Below are 25,256 nucleotides of genomic sequence, written 5' to 3' on the forward strand. Positions count from 1 at the left end.
TTATGGCAGCTTTGCAACAGTAAAATTACTTTTGAGGCAGATGGATGTAACCAATTTTTTACCATAATAACACAACATTTGTCAATTTATGCCGCATTTTCAGCCAAAAAGCTGCACTGCAGGCGCTAAACCATGAATCATTTTTTGATTCAGGCCTGTTTTTTTTGATCGAAAAAATCAGCTGTTTTAAAGGCAACAAAAGTTATAATACGCACAGGTATCATCATGTTGAGGCAACTTTGTTGTAGAAGTGCTCCAATATTGTTTTGCTTTTACGCCGATTGTGAAGAATATTGAAAAATAGCGTCGGAGTAATATGTTGCAACCTGTTTATAAATAAGACGTATGTTTCCGACATTTATAAAATGTCGGAAACATACGTACAAAAAACACTGGTGTTATGCCCTGGGAGTATACAGGGAAGCGGAGGTGAAGCAAGGAACATCCGTGGGGATTGTCCCGATGCTTTTAAAAACATAGGGGGATATTCAAATGAACGTGATTACAGAAATCGCGCGCGAGATACGCATCGGTAGTTGCTATATATATTCCTGAAGAGGAGGATAACTTAAAGTAAATACGTTAACATAAAGCGTATCGATTTGCCAGACGAAGCGCCGGACTCTCACGAAATTTGTTATGGAACGTTCTTATTCAATGTCAATTTTTCCATTGGGCGAAAGTCTCCATTTGAAATAAGCATTCAACACCTTTAGTGATGCATCACTCGGAACCTGACCTATATGTGCCGTTTGGGAAAAGTACATCACCACGGGGTGAGCAGCGTTGAACGCCGGCCATTTAGGCACTCCAGAACCATTGGGGTCGCCATATTTCGCAAAATTTGTCCAATAAGTGCTCATCGCATCCGAAATATCAAGATCCGTTTTACTTGTTTGTAGACTTGAGGCATCAAGTGTGCCGAATACATAAGAAACCTCCTGTGCATGAGGCGATCCATAACCCGCTTGAGGTGAGCCTGCAGGATATTCCGGATGCTGATCAAAATAATAATAAAAAACCTTCGATTTGCCTTTATTTGCCTGTAACGTTGCCCAGCTCCATGTATGCCAGCCAAATGCCGCGTCGCGGGTTAAATCACGGGCACTTTTTGCAACCGTACCTGCGCCGGGCGGATAAGCCTTAATAAGCTCATCGGCAAACTTGCCGTAGCGTTTTTTTACAGCCACAATATAATCCTCCGGGGTTTTAGGTGGCGAAAAGCTGGCTCCTTCATCGGAGTTGTAACCTACCAGTATAGGTGTTTCATTATATTTTCCGGCTTCATATAGTTTATACTGGTCATCAGGTATCACCCAGCCATCAACAATAGGCCATGCAAGGCCGCGAACAGCCGGAAGTTTATCAGCATTCACCTTTCGCAAACTGGCAATTGAAGATAGCCCCGCATCTTTAACATAGGCTTCGCCGGCAGCTTCTGCATCATGAAGGGTTTTCATGTTTTCGCCCGGAAAGGTTAAGGTACGTGTGGGGCCAAATGACCCGCCACTTTCGGAGATAGCCCCCTCGAACAGGCCTTTTGCCAGGGGGCTTGCACATAACATACTAACCGCTATACCTCCTGCAGACTCGCCGAAAATAGTTACCTTATTTGGATCGCCCCCAAAGGCGCCTATATTTTCTTTAATCCATTTAAGTGCTGCTATCATATCCAGCAGGCCATAGTTTCCAGAAACATGGTTCGGGTTTTCGGCGCTTAATTCGGGGGTTGCTAAAAATCCAAGCTGACCCACCCGGTATGCAATGCTTACCAGCACTACACCCTTTTTTGCCAGCTTTTCGCCATTATAACTGGGCTCGGCAGTACCACCAAAATTGAAAGCGCCGCCGTAGATCCATACCAATACCGGAATTTTGTCGTCCGATGATTTGGCCGGCGACCAAACGTTCAGATACAGGCAATCTTCACTTTTTCCTGCAACAGAGTTACCTCCCTGTATTGGTTCTGGCGCAAATTTATTGGCCTCACGTACGCCATTCCATTTTGCAGTGGGCTGCGGGGCGCGCCAGCGCAATTCGCCAATTGGGGGGGCTGCAAACGGAACACCTTTATAAATTGTAATACCGTTTTCAAAAGTTCCTTGTAATAATCCCTCATTAACCTTAACGGGAGCGGGTTGTGCTTTAGCAAATTCGCCAAGAAGTACTAAAACAAACATAAAAATCAAATGTCTCATAAAATATTATTACGCTCTTAAAACTACCATAAATCTTTGATTCAGTGTAAGCTTCTATTACCAAAAGCATAACTACTGTGTTCTTATATGTAAAATTGAGTTTGAACGATTACACTCCTAAGTCGGTTAAGCGCATATCCTTTCAATTGGTTTAATTAAGGTAAGTGATCATCGGGGTTCAACTAAAAAATCTCTAATGCCTCATTTGTATCCAAGGCATCAGAGATTTTGAAAAAATTAGTAATTTTAATTAATCTATATTTTAACGAAAGCCCATTGCTGATTACGGCCTCCGGAGTAAGTCCATTGATCAACCGCACCGCCGTTATTAAGCGTAGCCCCTACAATATCCAAAACCTTTCCGCTATTTGCGTTGACGATCTTATAATATCCGTTGTCGGTTATTTGAATTGACCATTTTTGATTTGAACCGCCGTTGTAATCCCATAAATCTGCCTGGCCGCCGTTTCCCGTATTAAAACCATACATTTCCAAACACTTCCCGGTAGCGTGCATTGGGGTTAATCTATAGTAGCCCCCTCCCGCATCTTCCACTTTAAACTGTTGATTGGCTCCTGCCAGATAATCCCATTGATCAGCCGATGTCTGATTAGCGGTACCCCAGCCGGCAAATTCCAAAGCCTTAAAACTGTATCTGTTATAAATCTGATAAATTTGCCCTATTTGAATCGATGAGGATGTACCATTTTGCGTTCCTTGAATCACCGCGGCTAAACCTTGTTGATCGGCTACGCCGTTAGTCTGCCTGTTAATAATCCTGAATGCATTATTTCCGGTCGACCCATCATCAAAATAAAATGGATGCAAGCCGAATTGCAATGCCTGGTGTGTGACGTAATTAAGATAATATGCCCTGCCTGCAAGATGCAAAGTTAATGGATCGCCCGAAAGTGTTGTTAACCGGCGGATTGCTCCAAACTCTCCTAATATAACCGGAATACCCTTGTCTATAAATTTTGCCTTCATTAGCGGAAACTCTGCAACAGCATCTGACTCTTCGCCCCAGGTAGGGTTTCGCGACGCATCGGTTGCAGAATGATATCCATTACCCCAATAATAAAACATATTGCCCCAGCTTGCATCGGCAGTTAAGCCAGCAAAGTTAAAAGGAGTGTAATAATGAACTTCAACCATCAGACGATTGGCGGCCGCGTCTGTAGGAAGGGTATTCATTAAATTGTTTGTATAGTCGATACTTGTAGAGGGCCCCTGTATAAGCAGTACTCTGTAGCTATTGCGCCCTCCAGTTGATCTGACTGCGTTGACAAACGTTTGATGGTAAGAAAGCAAAACCCCCATACCTGTAGCATCTGATACAGCAGGCTCATTTGCGCTGGCAAAAATCACATGTTCGTCAAAACCACGCATTTGAGTAGCTATTTGTTCCCAAAAGGCCTTTTGCTTGGCGTTTACAGCAGCCTGCGCGGCGGTTGTGCAATTATTCTCCAGCCATCCACCGTCCCAATGTATATTTAATATTACATACAAACCGTCATTAACGCAGTATTGAACAACCTGCTGCACCCGGTTGAGCCATGATTGCTGAATTTGCGCTGTGTTCTGGTCAGAATACTGATTCCAATTGCAAGGGATACGAACCGCGGTGAACCCTGCTTTTTTTACCCCGTCGATAAGTGCCTGGGTCACGGCAGGATTTCCCCAGGCTGTTTCGCTGCCGGTTGCCTCCAGTGTGTTCCCAATGTTCCACCCTAATTGGAATTTTGCAGCAAGCTGAGTCGCTGTACTGGTTACTCCCGTTTGGTCTGGCGAGAGTGGCGATGTGTTGTAACTGGGGTACGAGATGCTTGTTAGTTTTTTAGCCGTGCTCGCAATAACCGGTTTCACGGTGGGAGTAATAGTCGCCTGTTTTTTGCAGCTTGTTAATGCTAAGATTGTAAAGATGCATAAGTAATAATTTAAGTTTCTCTTCATAAAAAATTGGTTAAGTTAACGATAGGTGTGTATTGAATAATTGGTTAATTGCTTCTGAATTATCCTGTCATTAAAGTTTACATAGATGCTGTTGTCAGTAATCTATTGTGTATAAGTATTTTAAGGACAGGTGATTATTAAAACGATTAATAGTAATGCAGTTGCCATTCTGCATAATGGCAGGATGTAACATTAATACCACTTTTTCGATATGTATAACAGGCCTGAACCGGTTTAATTGGTTAAATTTTATTTTCGCAAGTCGGGATAATTAGTAAAAAGGCGCATTTCAAAAACAACAACATATAGCTGTTGCAATAGCGGCAGTGTTTTATCTGCAAAATTTTTAATTGGGGCTCGGTTTACTAATTAGTTAGTAAAACTATAGAAGAAATGAATGAGTGATGGGATACAGAAGTTTGAAAATAGGGTGCGAAATGTTAAAGCCGAAGAAAAAATATAGGGTTTACAACGTTTTTTTGAATAAGTAACGTTTTATTGGATAGAAGATTGATAAAAAGGTATAGGTAATTAGGTGTTAACCATCTTAACACCATAATAAAAAAACGATGTTGGGTTCCGATAAGTGCAGTTGCTCTGATCGCCTCGGTTGGTCCGGGTATTTTATTTCATTTTGAGTTCTGATTATTCTACCTATTTACAGATTAAAGGGCAGCGATCAGGATGGTAACATTATGAAGTTGCTTATATAATATTTGAAGTTTTATTTGCCTTTTGTTTTTAATACCAGTGTAGTTACCAGCGAATCTGCTGGTACTGTAGCCAGGTCAAGTTTGATACCCGCCATATCTTGATGGAATTTAATTTTTTTACCATTTAGTACCTTACATGCTGTAATGATTTGTTTGATTGGTGGTAATTTAACAACCGAATCTCCTGTCGGAATTTTAAGCAAATGGATATATATATTGTTACCCCGGTAGGTGGTGCCGTAAAAATTATCAACCGGTTGAAAAGGACCTGGACGCGTTTGATATATACTTTCGCCATTTTGCGCTAACCAGTTCCCCACTTCTTTCAGTCGTTCTACATGAGTGGGAGGGATTACGCCATCCGGGTCTGGCCCAACATTTAATAACATATTTCCGCCGCGGTCAACGGTATTAACAAGCATCTCTATAATCTGTTTCAAGGGCATCAAATTCTGAGTTTTGTTATATCCCCAGCTTGTTGCATTAAGGTTCAAGCATTTTTCCCAGGGGAAGGGGATAATAGGCCCCTTAACGTCCGCACCGCCTTCATCGGTCTGGAAATCTCCAACCATTCCTGATCTTGGGTTAATGACCACATCCGGATTGTAGCGGCGTACCATCGCGTTAAGTTTTAACGGTTCCCAAAACCAAGCGGCGTCGGCGTCACTGCCCTTATGCGCTAACCAGCCCCCATCGTACCACAAAATATCTATTTTGCCATAATTTTTCATTAGCTCTTCTACCTGCCCATAAGTTTGTTTTTTGAGCAGCGCGGCATTATCAGGAAGTCCCCTGGGGTCGAAATATCCTGGAAAGCGCCAATCCAGCGGAGAGTAATAAAGGCCTACAGAGAGACCTGCCTTACGGCATGCATCGGTGTATTCTTTTACAAAATCGCGATGAGCTGCAGTTTCCCAGCTATCAAAGTGCTTATAACTTGAGGGGCTGTTCCAAAGGGCAAAACCATCATGGTGCCTGGTAACCATTACCATATATTTCATTCCGGCTTCTTTAGCTACCCTGGCCCATTCCGTTGCGCTGAAATGTTTCGGATTAAACTGATCAGCGAGTTTGGCATACTCTTCAGCAGGTATTTTTTGGTTAAACATGGTCCATTCGCCCGAAGCCGGGATTGCATATAGTCCCCAATGTATAAACATTCCAAATTTTTGATCTTCCCAGGCTTGCATCTTTTCGGGCGGAAGATTAGAACCCGGACCAGATACACCTTGCCCAGCACCTTTTAATGCAGGGTAAATTGATCCTTTTTCCATTGATTTTTTTTCTGCATCGCCCATCTGCTGGCTTTTTGCGGAAAAAGAATGGCTCATAAAAACCAATAAGAGCCCGGTTACTGTAATTTTTATTTTTTGTTTGAACATATAATTTAGGATTTTATAGCCGAAATTGAAGCTGCCAGATACTTAAAAAGTTGTCTGAGTTTCAAAATATTTTTTACTTAAGCCTGTTTGAGCTATTTGCACTAATTACTCCTGTGAAACCACCCCTGGGCAGGCATTTAATTTGCATCGTACCCGATTTTTTGATACTACTGGTTTCGCTTGTTATAGATTTAGTGTCTATACCGTCCTTGAATATCTGGAAAGAATAGTCTGAGTTGCCTAAAAAGTTAAACGTAATATTGAGCGTTTGCGCGGTATCTTTTCCGTTAAGCCCGGCAACATACCAAAGTTTACCTTTTCTTCGCGCTATAACAACCGTTTCGCCCGGGTAACCATTTATCAGCTTTGTTTCATCCCAGGTTGTAGGAAAGTTCTTTAGAAATTCCCGGGGTTCATCAGGTAGGGCATAATAGGCAGAAGGCTTGTCTGCAAAATGCTGGACTCCAGATTCAAATACCACGGCCAAAGCCAATTCATGAGCAAAAGAAGTTTTATGTTCATGTTGCGAATTGGAAAAAGTTACCGGTGTGTAATCCATAGAGCCTACTATATTCCTGGTAAATGGAAGAGTGGTATTATGCGCGGCAGCTTTATCTGTTAAAACGCCGTTATTGTTATACCATTCTGCACCATATACCGCTTCGGTACTCATCAAATTGGGATAAGTGCGCGCCCACCCCCGGGGTATGGTAGCTCCGTGAAAATTTACCAGCAGGTTGTGTTTTGCCGCATCCTCCAAAATATCAATATAATATTGCATCATAGCTTGCTGATCACCCGCAAAAAAGTCGACTTTAATACCTGATACTCCAATTTCTGTCAGCCATGAAAATTCCTTTTCTCTTTTTTCGTGCGTTAACAGCCTGTCAGCAGGTGTTGCGCCAAGCCACTCGGTACCGGAGTTATACCATAAAAGTGTTTTGATGCCTTTACTCCTGGCATAGTTCAACGCGTCTTTTAAAGTTCCTCCGTTTGCCATGGTATCCCATTCCCAGTCAATAAGTACATATGGCCATTTCATTTTTACTGCAAGGTCAATGTATTCAATCACCCTTTGATAATCCTTTGACCCGTGGTTGTATGCCCAATACACCCAGGCCGCACTTCCGGGTTCAATCCATTTGGTGTCTTTAAAGGCAGTAGGTTCGCTCACATCGGTAATCAGTGTGCTTTCTACCAAATCGGCCAGTTTTCCTACTATCATCACATGCCATTGCGATTTCCACGGCAAACCGGAAACTGCTCCGCCGTGCATGTCTTTTTTTGCCACAGGATAACTCACTTTATACACGTTTGTATTTTGTTTATTATTAAGCCTTGCCGCGCAATTTTGCCTGGTTATACCCGCCTCAGAAATGAGTACCCATAATGACTGGTTATTAGCCTTATACAAGGCCGGATATCCCCATTCGCCGCTGTTTTTCTCATCAGCCCCACCGGTACTAAGCGGATAAAAATTTTCATAAGATTGATCAAATGGCTGCATCCATCTCGCTGTACCCTCGGGGATAACATAGGCTGTCGCTTCATCTTTAATAGATAAACTGGAGTCTGAGTGATTTGGAAAAGTGTACCTGAAAGCAACCCCGTCGTTATAAACCCTGAAAGTGATATTCAAGGGTTGTTTTGAGTTGTTTTGATAATTAAATGTTTTTTCGGTGCCAAAGTTTTCGCAAAGCTTGCGCTTTCCTGTCAGCATTTCGTATTTGTCATGAACCAATACAGGTTTGCTTTCACCAATGAGTTTAAGATTTGATGTGAATTGCTGATCCTCCCTTACAATGCCCAGGGGCGAAGCCGGCAGCACTTCAATATAAGCCTCCTTGCTTTTATAAAGTACTTTAAAATAGGCTTGGCTTAATCCTTTTTCTTCTGCGGGCCGCATTTCCACAACTAACTTGATTTTTTTATTAGGGGATAAAATTTGTTGGGCATAACCAACGGAGCTTAAAAAAAAGCTCAGAATAAGAAAAACGCTTTTCATTTTAAATTTTTATAAAGGTTTAATTCTGCAGTTGAAATATTTTATCCATTATCACCCATTTTTCACCGATTGCAGGCCGGAAGGGGGATTCTGAAATTTTATAACGGTTTGATTCTATTTAGAATAGGGTAAATTATTCATTGGCTTATAAAAGGTTCGATAGTAATTTACCGGTACGGGCTGTATCCAATAAAGCTATTTGGTGAAAACAAAATTAGGTAAAGGCAGTCCTTGCAGAATTGCGTCAATCAGACTTTCTTTTAAACAAAACCGACATTAGCATATTGAGCAATGCGAATTGTTAAAGTAAGCCTTGACTAAATAAATTACAAAAGAGAATGTTGACAAAACAATAAGCAGCTTCTGTGGTATAATTGGCGTATTATTTCAAATAATCAGCTTTTTTGAGCGGTTACTGATTGTGATTATATTGGGTTACTGGTAGATTAATGATTAAAGCCAACCCTGAATATTTGTTTTTTGTATACACTTGGTGATACCCCGGTTAGCTTTTTGAAGGTTTTGGAAAAATAGGATAGATTATCAAATCCTGTTTGAGTGCAAATTTCGGAATGAGACATTCTGGTTGTTGCCATCAGATATTGTGCCCGCTCAACACGTTTTTCGTTAATATAATTTAACGGCCTACTTCCCGTATATTGTTTAAACTGCCTGGAAAAGTAGTCTACATTTTGATTAACGCGGGAGGCGAGCTGATGCACCGAAAGATCGATGTGTAAATTAACAAGGATATAATTTAATGTTTCTGCAATTTTTACAGGTATGAGTTTATGCTCCGGATGTTTGAATAGTTTGGGATTAAGGAACTTGGCAGTTAGCATCATCAGGATACCCTGGGTTTCCAGGTATATTGAAGTGTTTTGTTGATTGTTAAGTTCCTGGTATTCCTTGTAAAAAATGTCTTTTTCATACACTTTCGGATTGTCAGACCTGTTAATCCCTCTTCCGGGGTTAATTTGAAGCAACCTGGTAAAAAGGCTGAGATCCATTTCAGAAGATTTTGCTTTCAATATAGTTCTGTTATTGGCGAATAAAGAATTTCCATCAACAGAATCCTCAAAAAATTGCACAAAATACTGCCCCAGGAAATTGTTGCAGCTCAGATTACATAAGGTAAAGCTCGGAATGATATACAAATAACCTGGTTCAAGCTTTAGTGAACTGCCAGCATCTGATATTTCACCTTCGCCATCATCAATATAATAAATACGATAATAAGGACTGATAACATTCCTGTAATTCCATTTGGAGTTAAGCCTTACATAGTCAACATTTAGGAGCGAAAAGGTATGTTGTAAGTTTCTTTTGATCATTACAGTTACAAATATGCAATTTGCCGGAATATTATAAGTGGATACTTGCTTTTTAAATAAGATAAAGTCGGTTTTTTACAAAAAAAAGTCTATTTCAGCCAAGTTATAGGAAACGGATTGCCGTACGTTTGAATTAACCAATATAAGAATATAACATCTTTAAAAGCAGCATTACTTAACTCTTACAGCACGCGTTGGCCGTAGCATAAATTGCCTGATGAAAGGCATTTAAAAGATGTTGCCAGATAAAACAGTAAATAGAAGCAATAGTTTTGGTCAAAGATTGATTGACGATGTTTTGGATTGATATATTCAAATTCGATATTTACAGAAACCAAATTTGAAATTCCTTTGTGAACCGCAGATAGCCTATATTATTGATTGATTTTATAAAACCGCCGATCCTCTAAAGCTATGAGATATAAAATATCCTTAAGCGTTCTTATCATTTTGTTTACGGTTTTTAGTGTTTATGCGCAAAACGGCAAATACCAGTTTTCACAGCTAAGCAGAAGCAATGGGCTTTCTCACAATCAGGTTAATTCTGTTTTTAAAGATTCTGAAGGTTTCATGTGGTTCGGTACTGCATCGGGCCTTAATCGTTATGATGGCTATACGTTTAAAATATTCAAACATGACGCCGATAATAAAAAATCCCTTAACGACGATTTTATAACCGGTATTTTTGAGGGACCCGGCAAAAAATTATGGGTATCAACACGGAGAGGTTATTGTTTTTATGATCCTGAAACAGAGCAATTTGATAGCGACGTATCGGGAATGGCCGGTTCCTTAAAACTTCCCGGGTATCCTTATGTCTCTAAAATAATTAGCACTGGCCAGGGTGAGTTTTGGTTTATATGCCCCGATTCTGGTCTTTACAGGTATAATGAATTAAACAAAACAACCAGGAGGTATTATCACCACAGTTCCGGTGCTTCATTATATTCAAATTATATTGCAGATATGACACGGGATGCCACCGGCAATATATGGTTAGCATACCGCGACGGTGTGGTTGAGAGGTTTGATATTAAACAAAACAAAGTTACTTACCACACCGATGTGTTTAGTAAAACAACCAGTAACAACGGGGGGAATTACTCAATTACTGTAGATGGGGACAATGATTTGTGGTTATATTCTCCTAATTTCAATTCAGGTGCATATTATTACAGTCCTTCTTCAGGAGTATTCAGGCACATTACAGATGAATCGGCAGGGGCAAAATTAAAGTCGAATATTATTGGCAATATTATCCAGGCCGATGATGGCCTGATATGGATAGCCACCGACCATGGCGGTATAAACCTGTTAGATAAAAAAAAATTCACCGTAACCTACTTACTGAACCGTGAGGACGATGCTAAGTCGCTAAGTCAAAACAGCGTGACTCTTTATAAAGATGATTCGGGAATTATGTGGGCCGGCACCTTTAAAGAAGGGGTGAGCTATTATCATAAAAATATTATCCGATTTCCGCTTTACAGGCACTTCGCTTCAGACTCTAAAAGCTTAAGTTTTGAAGATGTTAACAAGTTTGTTGAAGATAAAAGCGGTAACCTTTGGATTGGCACAAACGGAGGAGGGCTAATTTACTTTAACCGTAAAACGGGTAGTTTTAAACAGTATAAGTACGATCCGCGAAATTCAAATAGTCTTAGCAATGATATCATTGTTAGTTTATGTATAGATCATGAACAGCAATTATGGATAGGAACCTACTTTGGCGGGCTTGATTGCTTTGACGGGAAAAAATTTATTCATTTTAAACATGATGATAAGGTAGCCGGCAGTATTGCCGACAACCGTGTATGGAGTATACTTGAAGATTCTTCGAACAGGTTATGGATAGGAACATTTGCCGCGGGGCTTCAAATATTTGACAGGGACAAAAAAATATTTTCTCCGCCTTTTAAGCAAACGGATATCAGATCGCCTTATATATCCACGCTTTTTGAGGATAGGATGGGTAATATTTGGGTAGGCGGATATTTTGGCGTTGATGTAATCTTGAAAAACAAAGCCCGGGTTGTTCATTACAGCGCCGATGGAAAGGGCACAAACAGATTGATTAGTAACAGCATAAATTGTATTACACAGGATAGCCGCGGTCTCATCTGGGTAGCAACGGTTGAAGGTGTAAGCATAGTTAACCCTCAAACAGGATTTATCAGATCGTTAACAGCGCAAAACGGATTGCCAGCCAAGATCATAATGGATATACTGGAGGATAGCCAGGGAACAATATGGTTAAGTACAGCAAACGGATTGAGCAGAATAAGTTTTACCAACAAAAAAGCGCCTTATACTGTCAAATTTGAAAACTTTGACGAAACAGATGGCCTGCAGGGCCGGGAGTTTAACACGCGCGCTGCACTTAAAACCAGCAAGGACGAATTGATATTTGGAGGTGGACATGGTTTTAACATTTTTGCCCCTGCAACCATACATGCCAATATATATAAGCCCAAATTGGTTTTTACCGATTTTATGCTGTTTAACAAAAGCATAAAGGCTAATGAAGAAATTAACGGACATGTAATATTGTCCAAAGCCATTTCAGCAACTCGTGAACTAACACTTACACATAGCGAAAACGCGTTTACAATTGAATTTGCCGCGCTCAATTTTTTTAACCCCAATAAAGTAAAACATCAATATATGATGGAGGGTTTTGATAAGGATTGGCTCGATGCGGATAACGCTACGCGAAAAGCTTCATACACCAACCTTGATGGCGGCGATTATATTTTTAAGGTGCGGGCAATTAGCCAGGAGGGACAATGGACCCCAGATTATACATCCTTAAAAATTAAAGTGTTGCCTCCGTTCTGGAAGTCAACAATAGCTTATTTTATATATGTGTTGCTTTTATCAGCAGCTCTTTTTTTTATGCGCCGGCGGGGAATTCAAAAAATAAGAAGACAGTTTGCTGTTGAAAAGGAAAAGCAGGAGGCTCAATTATTAATTGAGCACGAGCGTCAGGAGGCCAGGCGTATGCATGACCTTGATATGATGAAAATTAAGTTTTTTACCAACGTGAGCCATGAATTCAGAACTCCTATATCATTGATTATGGCTCCGGTTGATAAAATTTTGAAGCACACTGAGGCGGAGGACCAGAGGTACCAGCTACAAATGATAAACCGTAATGCCAAACGTTTACTAAATATGGTAAATCAGTTACTTGATTTCAGAAAAATGGAAGTGCAGGAACTCCGGTTGCATGCACGAAACGGGGATATTATAAGTTTTATCAAAGAAATGGTTTACTCTTTTTCAGATGTGGCCGAGAAAAAGCATATCAGACTGGTATTCGATTCTGAAATTCAAAGCCTGATAATCAACTTTGATCACGATAAAATAGAGCGTATCATCTTTAATTTACTTTCCAATGCATTTAAATTTACTCCGGGGGATGGACACATAAGTGTTTTATTGGCAACAATTGAAAAAGCATTTCAAAAAACATTACTGGAAATAAAGATAATTGATACCGGAATTGGAATCCCGTTTGATAAACAAGATAAGATTTTTGAGCGCTTTTTTCAAAACGAAGTACCTGGCTCTATGGTTAACCAGGGAAGCGGTATAGGCTTGTCGATAACTAAAGAGTTTGTAAAGCTGCATAATGGCAAAATATCAGTAGAGAGCGAACAAGGACGAGGTACCTGTTTTACAATATTATTACCAATTGATCTTGTAATGGAAGAACAAGTAACCCTCAAAGAACTTTACCAACCCGCCACAGCGGCAGTAAGCGAAACCCCAGATGGGATATGGGCGGTAAATGGTAATACCATTAAAAAACTCACAGTTTTGCTGGTTGAAGACAACGAAGATTTTAGGTTTTACTTGAAGGATAATTTAAATGACAGCTTTAATATTATTGAAGCCGCCAATGGAAAAGAAGGATGGCAAAAAGCGCTCGCGCTGCATCCTAATATGGTAGTCAGCGATATCAGCATGCCCGAAATGAATGGTATAGACCTATGCCGGAAAATACGTAACGATAAGCGAACATCGCATATCCCCGTTGTGTTACTCACCGCTGTTACGGGCGAAGATATACAATTACAAGGACTCGAAACCGGTGCCAATGACTACTTGACCAAGCCCTTTAACTTCGAGATCCTGCTCTCCAAATTGAAAAACATACTGGCCATACAGGAAGATATGCGCAGAACCTATCAAAAGCAATTGGACGTTAAGCCAACAGAAGTCATGAGCGAATCGTTTGATGAGGCCTTTATAAAAAAAGCATTACAGGTTATTGAAAAAAACATTGACAATGCCGATTTCTCGGTAGAGGAGTTGAGCGGTGAATTATGTGTAAGCCGGGTTACGCTGTATAAAAGGGCATTGGCTTTAACTGGTAAATCACCTGTGGAACTCATCAGGTCTATCCGTTTAAAGCGTGCTGCACAATTGCTTGAAAACTCGCAGTTAACCATATCCCAAATATCGTACAAGGTTGGCTTTAAAAGCCAAAAATATTTTGTGCGCTCCTTTAAGGCAGAGTTCAATTGTCTTCCATCTGCATATGCTACTACTAAAAAGCATGGGGCGTCTAATTAAAAGCTATTCAACCTGATATGCTTTTTTTACAATTTCTCTTTTTAGGCCCATTTTGTTAACCAATTTAGTTATTGTACTTCCCTTAATAAGCCAAAATATCTATATTTTGTTATTTAAATAACTGTTAATCAGTGCTTTGTATTGAGTTAACATTTGTACCCCTATTTGTAAACAATCGATTGCGGCATCCCTTGTAATTTTAACTCATACAAAGCGGCATAAATTCAACATAGCTGTCGCAAGCCTGCAATCCGGTAATGGTGCAGGCACATAACCAATTAATAGTAACCTGATTAAACCAAGCATTATGCCAAAACGTGTACTTATAAGTACTTGTATTATCCGTCTGTCGGGCAGCCGCCCAAACAGTTGCAAAGCCAATGTTAATACCACATATATAACCTGGTTGCAATAGACTTCTTGCAACAATAGCCGGCGGTTTCTCACAAATTAGCTTCCTGATCTGATGTTAGTAGTGCCATTAACCGCTATTGTTCGGGAGAAATAATTTCAATACTAACAGGTAAATACGATTGAGAAATAACGCCGGAAGCAAAATAATTATGAATGAAAGAAGAACCAATTAAGTACTAACCAACCAACAATGAACCAATTATTAAACTTTAAAATCCTTTTAAAAGATGGATAAAAATTTACAAAGAAGAGTGAAATGCCAGATTTCATTATTTATTACGGGCATGTTTCTTTATTTTTCGGCCCATGCACAAACGGTAAATATTACCGGTAAAATAACAAGCTCTGACGATGGTGCTCCAATACCAGGAGCAAGCATTAAAATTAAAGGGACTGCCCTTGGTACTGTATCCAGTATTGACGGTAGCTATGCAATAGCGGCCGAGCCAGGTAAAATACTCGTATTTAACTTTTTAGGTTTTGCACCGCAGGAAATAGCAGTTAAGCGGGCTGGCGCAATTAACGTAAAGCTTAATTCAACATCCAGTAATTTGAACGAGGTTGTTGTTATAGGTTATGCTAAGGCACGAAGAAAAGATGTTACAGGATCTATCAGTTCAATATCGGGAATGGATTTGCGCCAAACGCAACCAACTACTTTTGACCAGGCCCTGCAAGGTAAGGTTGCAGGAGTTGTTGTTCAACAGGTATCGGGCCAGCCTGGTGGCGGCGTATCTATTCAAATACGCGGGGTATCGTCAATAAGCGGCTCTAATTCGCCACTGTACGTAATAGATGGTATTATTATCCCTCCTGTTTCTGACCCCGGTAATGGTTCTAATCCATTAAATAGTATCAATCCTGCCGAAATTGAATCAATAGATGTATTGAAAGATGCTTCGGCAACAGCCATATATGGTTCGCAGGCAACCAATGGCGTAGTTGTTATCACCACAAAAAGAGGCAAAGCCGGACCACCACGGATAACTTATGATTTTTATACCGGTTACCAGGAAATAGTCAAGCGGCTCCCTACAGTAAATTTGCCACAATTTGCTACTTTCATTAACGCCCGGGCCGCTGTCTGGGGTTTCGATTCGAGGCCTGAATTTGCCAATCCGCAATATTTAGGCCCGGGCACCGACTGGCAAAAAGAATTATTCCGGAAAGCCCCGATGATGAATCACACATTTACGGTAAGCGGTGGGGATGCCAGAACCCAATATTTACTATCAACCTCGTATTTTGACCAGGAAGGGATTGCCCTTGGATCTGATTTTAAAAGATACTCCTTGAGGCTGAATTTAGATAACAAAACCACTGATTGGCTAAAAATAGGAACCAGCCTTCAATTAGCGCATATTAATGAAAATGTAAATTCAACGGCCAGTAATGTAATCAGCACCGCGCTAAGCATAACTCCCGATGTTCCGGTAACAAACGGTGATGGTTCCTTTGGTGGTGTTACCAACCCCAATGGGTGGGTACAACCAGTTGCCAACCCGGTGGCATTGGCGAGCATTGTCAAAGACCTAAAAAGGAGGAATCAGATATTCGGCAATGTGTATGCTGAAATACAGTTTACTAAAGATCTGTCGCTGCGAAATGAATTATCCGGTAACTTCGATTTTAATACGGAAGACAGGTTTTCACCAACTTATAGTTTTGGTAAAGACACTCCCAGTCCTAACTTCGGTTCCTCTTCTGCCGGTCAAAATTTTTATATAGTCATCCGCAATTTTCTTACTTATAACCATAATTTCAATAAATTTCATATCGACGCCTTAGCAGGGCATGAATCGCAGGAGAGCACTTTTCAAAATCTTGGCGGTGCACGTAAGAATTTTCCTTCAAACAACGTACAGGCGCTTAGTGCAGGGGATGCTACTACAGCTACAAACTACGGCGATAATTCAAATTCAAACCCCACCGGCGGTTCGGCACAGGAATCCTATTTCGGGCGTATCAATTTTTCATGGGCTGATAAATACCTGCTCACCGGCAATTTACGGAACGATGGCTCTTCAAATTTTCCCACCAATAATCGTTGTGTTACTACTTATTCAGGTGGGTTTGCCTGGAAAATTAATAATGAGGCATTTTTAAAAGATGTGAAAAGTATAAATGAATTGAAGTTGAGACTCGGTTACGGTCTTACCAACAATCAAGGCATACCGGGTAATACCTTTGTAACCCAACTTGCATCGGTGGCAAATGGCTTATCAGGCACAGCGCAGTTTCAAAACAATTTGGCAAATCCGTCTGTGAAATGGGAAAAAACAGATTATTACAGTGCCGGGATTGACGGATCGTTTTGGAATGGACGGTTAGGCTTTTCATTAGACGTTTACGACCGCGAAACAAAAGGCCTTTTATTACAGGTGCCGCTTCCGGGATACACAGGTACCGTTGCGGGTTATGGACCGGGATCTATGCAAGCGCCTTATGCCAATGTTGGCTCGCTAAGCAACAAAGGGTTTGACTTACAAATCAACGCTACCAATATCAACTCTAAAAATTTCATTTGGAAAACTGCTTTTACCATATCGCGGAATATTAATAAAGTAATCTACTTAGGTGCAGGGGGAAGTGAGGCTAACTTAAGCAAGAAATCTTACACAATTAACGATGTAATTGAAAAAACGGTGGTGGGCCAGCCCATTGGCGAATTTTATGGTTATGTGTTTGATGGGGTTTTTGCAACTCCAAAAGATTTTCAAAACCATGCCCGGACTGCTGACCCAAATGGTAACCCTTATCCGGTTTCTCCAGCGGGTGGCGGTATCTGGTACGGCGATCGTATGTTTAAGGATTTGAATGGCGACGGTATTATTGATTCAAAGGATCAAACCTTTTTGGGCTCCCCGATCCCCAAATTCCAGTATGGTATCAATAATACATTTAACTACAAAAATTTTGATCTGAATATTTTCTTCAGTGGCAGCTATGGCAACAAGGTGTTCAATCAAATGGCTATACAACAGTCCGATCCGCAAAATCATACTACCTATTTTACATCGGTATTGAATTATGCACGTTTGGGCATGGTAGATCCTAACGGTTCTTCATCCGATGTTAACAATGTATATGTTACCAACCCGAATACAACAATTGTAGGATTGAGAAATGACAATACCAACGGTAATAACCGTCCTAATAGTTTAATGATCCAGGATGGTTCATTTCTGCGGTGCAAAAATATCACCTTAGGTTACCGGTTGCCAGAAAGTCTTTTATCAAAAATAGCTGTGCAGTCTGTTAGGGTATACGCCAACGTATCCAATGCATTTATAATTACAAAATATAAAGGTATGGACCCTGAAATTGGTTCGTGGGACCCGCTTCAGGCAGGTTGGGACAGCGGTTATTATCCGCAACCAAGAGTATTTACAATTGGTGCCAACATAACACTGAAATAATAAAACGATCACCGATTTAAAAAATATGTTTATGAAATTAATTAACAAAATTATCATCATCCTGCTATGTATGGCAGCAGCGGCCGGATGTAAAAAGAGCTTTTTGGACCGTCCGTCCAACTCGCAGATAAGTTCTAATAATTTTTACAAAACCACTTCTGATTTACGGCTGGCTACGGCTGGCCTTTACGGCGGTTCGCTGTGGTGGCAATGGCACAATGGTGCCTGGTTACCACTTGGCGACGTATTAAGCGGCACCGGCAGTTTTCAGTATAGTAACGATTTGGTACAGCTTTTTACACGCACTATTACGGCGCAAAATGGTCTTGTAACAACTGGTTGGGTTGGGTTGTACAATGTTATAGCGCAATGTAATGGCGTTATCAATGCCATACAGCAACAGGCATCTCCGTCTATTTCGGCAGCAGACAGAAATGCCGCCATAGGTGAGGCAAAATTTATTCGTGCCGTAGCTTATTACCATTTGGCGGTATATTGGGGTGCGGTACCCATTATTGAAGATAACAGCAAACTGATACAAGATCCGCTTCGAAATCGTAATATTGTTTCGGATGTCTATAAGTTCGTTACTAAAGACCTGACTTATGCAGCACAATACCTTCCTCAAACAGATGAAAAGGGGCGGGTAACTACCTGGTCGGCACAGGGAATGCTGGGCAAAGTATATTTGACGATGGCGGGTTTAGGCAAAAGCGGCGGTGTACGCGATCAGGCTTTGTTAGATAGTGCCAAAAAGTACGCAGGCAACGTGTGTAAAAATAGCGGGTTAGATTTATTGCCCAATTATTATGACCTTTTCAAGGCTCAAAACAACGATAACGCCGAATCATTATTTTCCCTTCAATGGGCCGCTGGCGTAGGTTACGGAAACGGCAACAATTTACAAACTTATTTTTCGCCAACAGCCGCTGTTCTTCCTCAAAAACAAGGTGGATGGCAACCCCTGCAGCCAACTTATGATTTGTACCGGATGTATTCTGCTAAGGATACGGTAAGGCGCAAAGCCACTATTATGCTCAACGGAGATTTTTATCCCGAATTGAATGCTGCCGGCGGTGGTTATAAGGCGACAGGTACGGGACTAAAAAAACACATTATTGGTAACGAAAAAGATAACAATTCGCCAACAATGGATACATGGTCATCCATCGAACACAACGCTATTCTTAGATTGGCCGATGTGTATCTGGTATATGCCGAAGCTATTTTGGGTAATAATACTACCACGAGCAATGGTGACGCCTTAACTTATTTTAATAAAGTGCGTGCAAGGGCCGGCGTGGATATTGTGAATGTGATAACCCCCGCTGCACTGCGTACTGAAAGAAGAGTTGAACTGGCTTTTGAAGGACAATATTGGATTGACCTTGTTAGGTATTCTTATTATGACCCCACTAATGCTGTGAAGTTTCTTAATGATCAGGATGCTACTCATGGCCGGATTTCGTTTACTTATGACCCTGCAACGAAAACAGCGACAAGGGACACCACCGCGCTACCATCTACGCTTCCGGCAACTATCAATTCATTTACGTTACCAATTCCATCATCGGAGTTAACCAGTGACCCTAAATTGGCACAACCCCCGGTACCATACTATTAATCAAAAAATTAAAACATATTGTTATGAAAAAGAAATCATACTTACGCTTGTGTTTTTTGCCGTTTTTCTTGATGATAGCGGCTTTATTACCAGCTTGTAAAAAGAATACCGATGGTGGCGGCGGTGCCGCTCCGGTTATCGCGGCTATTAAAAGTTATGTGGCTTCGCCTAATGATACGGTTTTAAATAGCGCGGTGGCAAAAGGCCAGTGGGTTGTGATAACCGGGCAGAATTTGCAAAATGCAACTCAAATCTCTTTTGACGGAGTTTCGGCCTCTTTTAACTCTGCCTTGTTTGCCCCAAATAGCGCTGTGGTACAAATACCAGCCATACAATTTTCAACAATCGATACTACCAAACTGTATACAGTACGATATGCCACAACAACAGGTTCAACAACGTTTTCTTTTAAATTAGGACCTGCAGCGCCTACCGTTACTGCTATTTCTAACGTGTTTGCTGCCCCGGGCGATTCTGTTCACCTTTATGGCACAAATCTGGTACTGGTGCAACGCTTTTTGTATGGCGGAACTCCGGTTACAACGTTTAAATCAAACCTCGACGGAACTTCCCTTGGCTTTATCATGCCGGCAACCACGCCTACTGATCAGATATTGGTAGTCACAAAGTCTGGTACTGTTAATTTAAAAATAGTAGCAACGCCAACCATTACCAGCATTTCTAATGAAAATGCCAGCCAGGGCGATTCTGTGTTTGTTTATGGCACATATCTTAAAAATATCCAATCATTATCTTTTGCAGGTACCTTAATTACTTCTTTTAAAGAAACAAGTGATGGAACCTCTGCCCGTTTTGTTTTACCGGCTTTAACTAAAAGCGGGCCGGTATCTGTTACTACAAAGTTTGGCGCTGCTGCTACCGTGTACAATGTGAACGATGTTGCAACTGGCAGAATATCAGATTGGGAATGGGGAGGAAACTTTAACTGGCAATGGTGGGGTGGTTCGTACTACACAAGTGGCAGCCCAGATTTTCCAGGTAATTCAACTCAATATATGGTGCTTAAAACCGGTGTTCTGTCTCCCGCCGAAGGAAATACATACTCCAGTTACGCAATACGTATGAACGGCGCACAGTGGGTACCAACAGCCAATATTAATGATCAGGTTAGCAATTGGGCTTTTAAATTCGAAGTAAATGTTTCGAAACCCTGGAATGGTGGTACAATAGATATTTTGAGTGGGATAGATAGCAGCCCGATAGCCCGATGGGAGCCATGGCAAAAAAACGCGACTACCACCGCGGCCTACGCCACAAAAGGGTGGATAACGGTAACTATCCCGTTGTCATCTTTCCGTAAAGCAGATCCAACGCTTGGCGACGGAAAAGGCGACGCTATAACCAAAATTGCTGATTTGGTTGGCCCATCAGGAAATACCTCGTGCTTCGTGTACATACACAACTATAGCACTGCAGCCACAGCAACAGGCTTTTATGGTGCTTTTGACAACTTCAGAGTTGTAAAAATTAAATAAACAACAGTTTAAGCTCCATAGCGGCATACCCGCCATGGAACTTAAATTAATCAGAAGATAATATTTTCAACAAAAAATGAATATGAAGATAACCAGAATAAAGACGGCCTTTAAAATTGCGGGAGTATCTTTTGCAGTTTTAATTGCGGCTTCTTGTAAAAAATCAGGAACGGCACCTGCACAGCTTACGCTTTCAAACTTAACAGATACTATCCCGGAAGCTGGAGGAACTGTTGCCTTAAAATTTACCAGTAATGCCGCATGGAGTGTTGATACTACCGGCGTAGGATGGCTGCATTTAAGTCAAACATCGGGCAATAGCGGTAATGTCGCCATTAATGTAACAGCCCCAGCAAATTCATCGGGCATGAGCCGCTCTGTGCTTTTAAATTTAAGTTCAACCAACGGGCAAAGCAGGCGAATTACGGTAATGCAAAATGCCAAAATTTATCCATCATATAATACATCGCCAGTGGCACCCGACGCAACAGGTATGGGCAGTACTGCTACACAGCTGGCGGCAAATATTAAAATGGGATACAATATTTATAACACCATGGAAGCTCCGGGCGGAGAAACCGGCTGGGGAAATCCTGCAATCAGCCAGCAACTGATTGATTTAATTAAAAATAGCGGTATGAATGCGGTACGATTACCTGTTCAGTACGATTGGTCGCATATAATTGATAAAAAAACTGCTAAAATAGACCCCGTGTGGCTCGCCCGGGTTAAACAAGTAGTTCAATATTGTATCAATGATAATGTTTATGTGATGGTTAATATTCATTATGATAATGGCTGGCTTGATTGTACAGCAACAGGTGCCAAACAGGATTCTATTAATGCTAAGCAAAAAGCTTATTGGGAGCAAATAGCCACCACATTGCGCGATTTTGACGAACATTTAATGTTTGCCAGCGCCAATGAACCTAATGCTACAGATGTACCAACATCAAATGTGTTAATGCGTTATCATCAAACCTTTATTAACGCGGTACGCAGTACCGGCGGTAAAAACAGTTATCGTACTTTAATTATTCAAACTCCTTCAACATCAATTGATTTAGCAAACGAATATTTAAAGGCAGCTAATGTATTTAAAGCGGTTCAATTGCCTGTGGACCCTACGCCTAATAAAATGATATTTGAGTTTCATTATTATACTCCGTCGAATTTTTGTATACTATCTGCCGATGCCAGCTGGGGAAAAGAGGCGTTTTTCTGGGGAACAAGCCTTCATACAAAAAATCCGCTTTTCCTTGACCGAAATTCTGCTGCCTCGACAGAAGAACATTTTGTAGATTCGATATTCCACACCGCCAAAGTAAACTTTGTAGATAAGGGGATACCCATGATTATGGGCGAATATGGCACGGAATACCATGCCGATAAATTAAAAGGGTATCCGGCAGATTCGTTATTATCTGTAAATTCTCAGATGCATTTTTATCGCTACATCACACAACAAGCCAAAACAAATGGCGTGCTGCCATTTTTATGGGCAAGTGATGTATTTAACCGCCAAACTAATACTATCGGCAACCAGCGTACATTGGATTCGCTAAAAAAAGGCGCGGGTTTTTAAAAAGTACGACTGGCGGCGCGCAACAATTAAAATCGGTATTAACAATATCAGTTAAATAAAAGAGAGTGTTAGTTGATTATAAGTGAATGCCTGGGGCCTTTACCGAGAGGTCCCGGCATTTTTTTGTAAAAAACTATACTATAAAAGGCCTTTACTATTAACGCTTACCGGCGGAACAGAAAACGGAGAATTTTTAGGGAAGACGTACTTCAATGATAATTGATCTGGCGGCACAGTTGGAACGTCATCAAACTAAAGATTTCCTGACATGGAATATGCAAAGCCATTTTCGGCGACAGTGAAAAATAGCGTAAATATAAACGCACAGCACAGGCATATTCTGTTGAATACATCTTAATGGATAATGAAAAATAAAATAAAATTACTTGTTAAATATATAATTACCAGTGTTGTTGCGCTTTCGCTGTTTAATGGGGTTTCGGCACAAAATAAAGTTGAGGCGGCATTAAAAGTAAAGATCAACAGCATCATTAAAAAAATGACACTGGAAGAAAAAATAGGGATGCTTCACGGCAACGCGCTATTTTCTTCGGCTGGCGTGCCCCGGTTAGGTATTCCGGAGTTAACGTGCGATGATGGCCCCTTGGGTGTACGCGAAGAAATAAAACGTTTTGATTGGGCTTCGGCTAACTGGACGACTGATTCTGCTACATTTTTACCAAATGGTTCGGCAATAGCAGCCACCTGGAACCCCCTGATGGCAAACAAATATGGTGTAGTTATAGGCGAAGAGGCGAATGCCCGAAAAAAAGATGTGATGCTTGCACCGGCATTCAATATTTGCAGGATGCCGCTTTGCGGCCGCACCTATGAATATTATTCAGAAGATCCCTATTTAAACAGTCAATTGGCTATTCAATCTGTAAAAGGAATTCAAAGCCAGCATGTGGCGGCCTGTATAAAACATTTTGCTGCCAACAACCAGGAGCTCGACCGCGATAGCGTAAATACATTAGTTAGCGAAAGGGCTTTACGCGAAATTTATTTTCCGGCATTTAAAGCGGCCATACAACAAGGGAATGCTTACACCATTATGTCGGCCTACAATAAATTAAACGGTTATTGGTGTTCCGAAAATGATTTTTTATTGAATAAAGTGTTAAAAGGCGAATGGGGGTTCAAGGGGGTGGTTATGTCTGACTGGGCTGGTACTCATCATACCATTGCGGCGGCCAACAACGGGTTGGATATTGAAATGGGGTCAAAGGGCTACTATGACCAATGGTATTTTGCCAGGCCATTACTTGCTGCAGTTAAGGCCGGCCAGGTATCGGTAAAAACAATTGATGATAAAGTTTACCGGGTTTTGTGGTTAATGTACCATACATCTTTGAGCGCGAATCATCCCAAAGGATCTATTGCTACACCGGCGCATGCCAAAGCCGCGTATGATATTGCCTCAGAATCCATCGTGTTGCTAAAAAATGATAACCATTTATTGCCTTTAAAAGCAAATTCTGTTAAAAGGATTGCTGTTATAGGCGATAATGCCATACGCACCTTCGCTTTGGGTGGGTACGGTGCAGGTGTAAAGGCTAAAAAGGAGGTTACAGCATTAGATGGCATAAAATCAAGGTTTGGCAAAACTGCCAGCATCAGTTTTGCCCAGGGATACAGAGCGAACTATTTGGCAAGCAGAACTGACGAACAAAATAGCGGTTATGATCAGCCCGACCAAAACCTGATTGATGAGGCGGTAGCACTTGCAAAAACCAGCGATGTAGCTATTTTATGTATTGGCTCAAATCGTGAGTATGAAAGTGAAGGTCATGATCGTAAAAACCTGGAACTGCCTTTTGGGGAGCAGGCATTAGTTAACGCGGTTACGGCCGTTAATCCTAAAACCATTGTTGTAATTATGGCCGGTGCGCCATATGATCTTAATGAAATTAAAAAATCAAACCATGCGGTTGTTTGGTCGTGGTTTAACGGTTCAGAAGCTGGTAATGCATTGGCTGATGTATTAAAAGGTGTTGTAAACCCATCCGGTAAATTGCCGTTTACTTTTCCTGTCTCATTAAAAGATTCGCCCGCCGCCAACTTAAATACTTATCCGGGTAAAAACCTTACGGCCGAATATAAAGAAGGCATATTGGTTGGATATCGCTGGTACGATACCAGGAAAATTCAACCGCAATTTCCTTTTGGTTATGGGCTTTCATATACTGATTTTTCCATCGGTAATATTTCAACCGATAAATTAAGCTACGCAAAAAATGAAACCATCCATGCAAAATTTACCATCAGAAATACAGGCAGCCGCTACGGAGCCGAAGTTGTGCAGTTATATGTGAGTGATCCGGTTTGTTCTGTATTGCGCCCGGAAAAAGAGCTTAAAGGGTTTAAAAAGATCTTTTTGAAACCCGGCGAAATAAAAAAAGTAGAAATGAAGGTGAAAGTTGCCGACCTGGCGTTTTATGACGAATTAAAAAAAGCATGGAATGCCGAAGTCGGTGAATACGTCCTGCAGTTAGGGAGTTCATCTGGCAGCATTACTCAGAAAGTGAAGATTTCAGTTAACTAACAGCGCG

Annotated in this window: 11 protein-coding genes; 6 read left to right on the plus strand and 5 right to left on the minus strand. The window is 41.0% G+C overall.

From position 1 onward, the window contains the following. Positions 1–650: 650 nt before the first annotated feature. From QWZ17_RS05710 to QWZ17_RS05730, 5 genes are all read right to left on the minus strand, one after another. Entirely contained in the window at positions 651–2,198 is a 1,548-nt protein-coding gene (locus tag QWZ17_RS05710) for a carboxylesterase/lipase family protein (RefSeq protein WP_290304068.1), read from the minus strand. Between the two features lie 255 nt (positions 2,199–2,453). Further along, positions 2,454–4,064 carry a cellulase family glycosylhydrolase gene (locus QWZ17_RS05715; RefSeq protein ID WP_290304069.1) on the minus strand — a complete coding sequence of 537 codons (1,611 nt, stop codon included), beginning with the start codon at positions 4,062–4,064 and terminating at the stop codon, positions 2,454–2,456. An 811-nt stretch (positions 4,065–4,875) separates the two neighbouring features. Beyond that, complete coding sequence (locus tag QWZ17_RS05720; RefSeq protein WP_290304070.1) at positions 4,876–6,246, minus strand: alpha-L-fucosidase; 1,371 nt, start codon at positions 6,244–6,246, stop codon at positions 4,876–4,878. 73 nt (positions 6,247–6,319) lie between these two features. Further along, the gene (locus QWZ17_RS05725) at positions 6,320–8,251 is read right to left on the minus strand and encodes a glycoside hydrolase family 97 protein (RefSeq protein ID WP_290304071.1); all 1,932 of its coding nucleotides are present in this window, start codon (positions 8,249–8,251) and stop codon (positions 6,320–6,322) included. A 446-nt stretch (positions 8,252–8,697) separates the two neighbouring features. Next, entirely contained in the window at positions 8,698–9,585 is an 888-nt protein-coding gene (locus QWZ17_RS05730; RefSeq protein ID WP_290304072.1) for a helix-turn-helix domain-containing protein, read from the minus strand. Positions 9,586–9,999: 414 nt separating this feature from the next. Between QWZ17_RS05730 and QWZ17_RS05735 the strand changes: the two genes are divergently transcribed. The 6 genes from QWZ17_RS05735 (at position 10,000) to QWZ17_RS05760 (ending at position 25,249) form a co-directional block, all read left to right on the plus strand. Further along, complete coding sequence (locus QWZ17_RS05735; protein ID WP_290304073.1) at positions 10,000–14,166, plus strand: hybrid sensor histidine kinase/response regulator transcription factor; 4,167 nt, start codon at positions 10,000–10,002, stop codon at positions 14,164–14,166. Positions 14,167–14,807: 641 nt separating this feature from the next. Further along, positions 14,808–17,999, plus strand: coding sequence for a SusC/RagA family TonB-linked outer membrane protein (locus QWZ17_RS05740; protein WP_290304075.1), 3,192 nt, complete (start codon positions 14,808–14,810; stop codon positions 17,997–17,999). A gap of 31 nt (positions 18,000–18,030) precedes the next feature. After that, the gene (locus QWZ17_RS05745) at positions 18,031–19,623 is read left to right on the plus strand and encodes a RagB/SusD family nutrient uptake outer membrane protein (RefSeq protein WP_290304076.1); all 1,593 of its coding nucleotides are present in this window, start codon (positions 18,031–18,033) and stop codon (positions 19,621–19,623) included. A 23-nt stretch (positions 19,624–19,646) separates the two neighbouring features. After that, on the plus strand, positions 19,647–21,119 hold the full coding sequence (locus QWZ17_RS05750) for a glycan-binding surface protein (protein ID WP_290304077.1): 1,473 nt from the start codon (positions 19,647–19,649) through the stop codon (positions 21,117–21,119). Positions 21,120–21,201: 82 nt separating this feature from the next. Then, positions 21,202–22,704, plus strand: a complete 1,503-nt coding sequence (locus QWZ17_RS05755; protein ID WP_290304078.1) for a cellulase family glycosylhydrolase — start codon at positions 21,202–21,204, stop codon at positions 22,702–22,704. A gap of 364 nt (positions 22,705–23,068) precedes the next feature. After that, complete coding sequence (locus tag QWZ17_RS05760) at positions 23,069–25,249, plus strand: glycoside hydrolase family 3 C-terminal domain-containing protein (RefSeq protein WP_290304079.1); 2,181 nt, start codon at positions 23,069–23,071, stop codon at positions 25,247–25,249. Positions 25,250–25,256 lie beyond the last annotated feature (7 nt).

This window comes from Mucilaginibacter flavus, assembly GCF_030409315.1.
In the GTDB taxonomy this organism is placed as follows: Bacteria; Bacteroidota; Bacteroidia; order Sphingobacteriales; family Sphingobacteriaceae; genus Mucilaginibacter; species Mucilaginibacter flavus.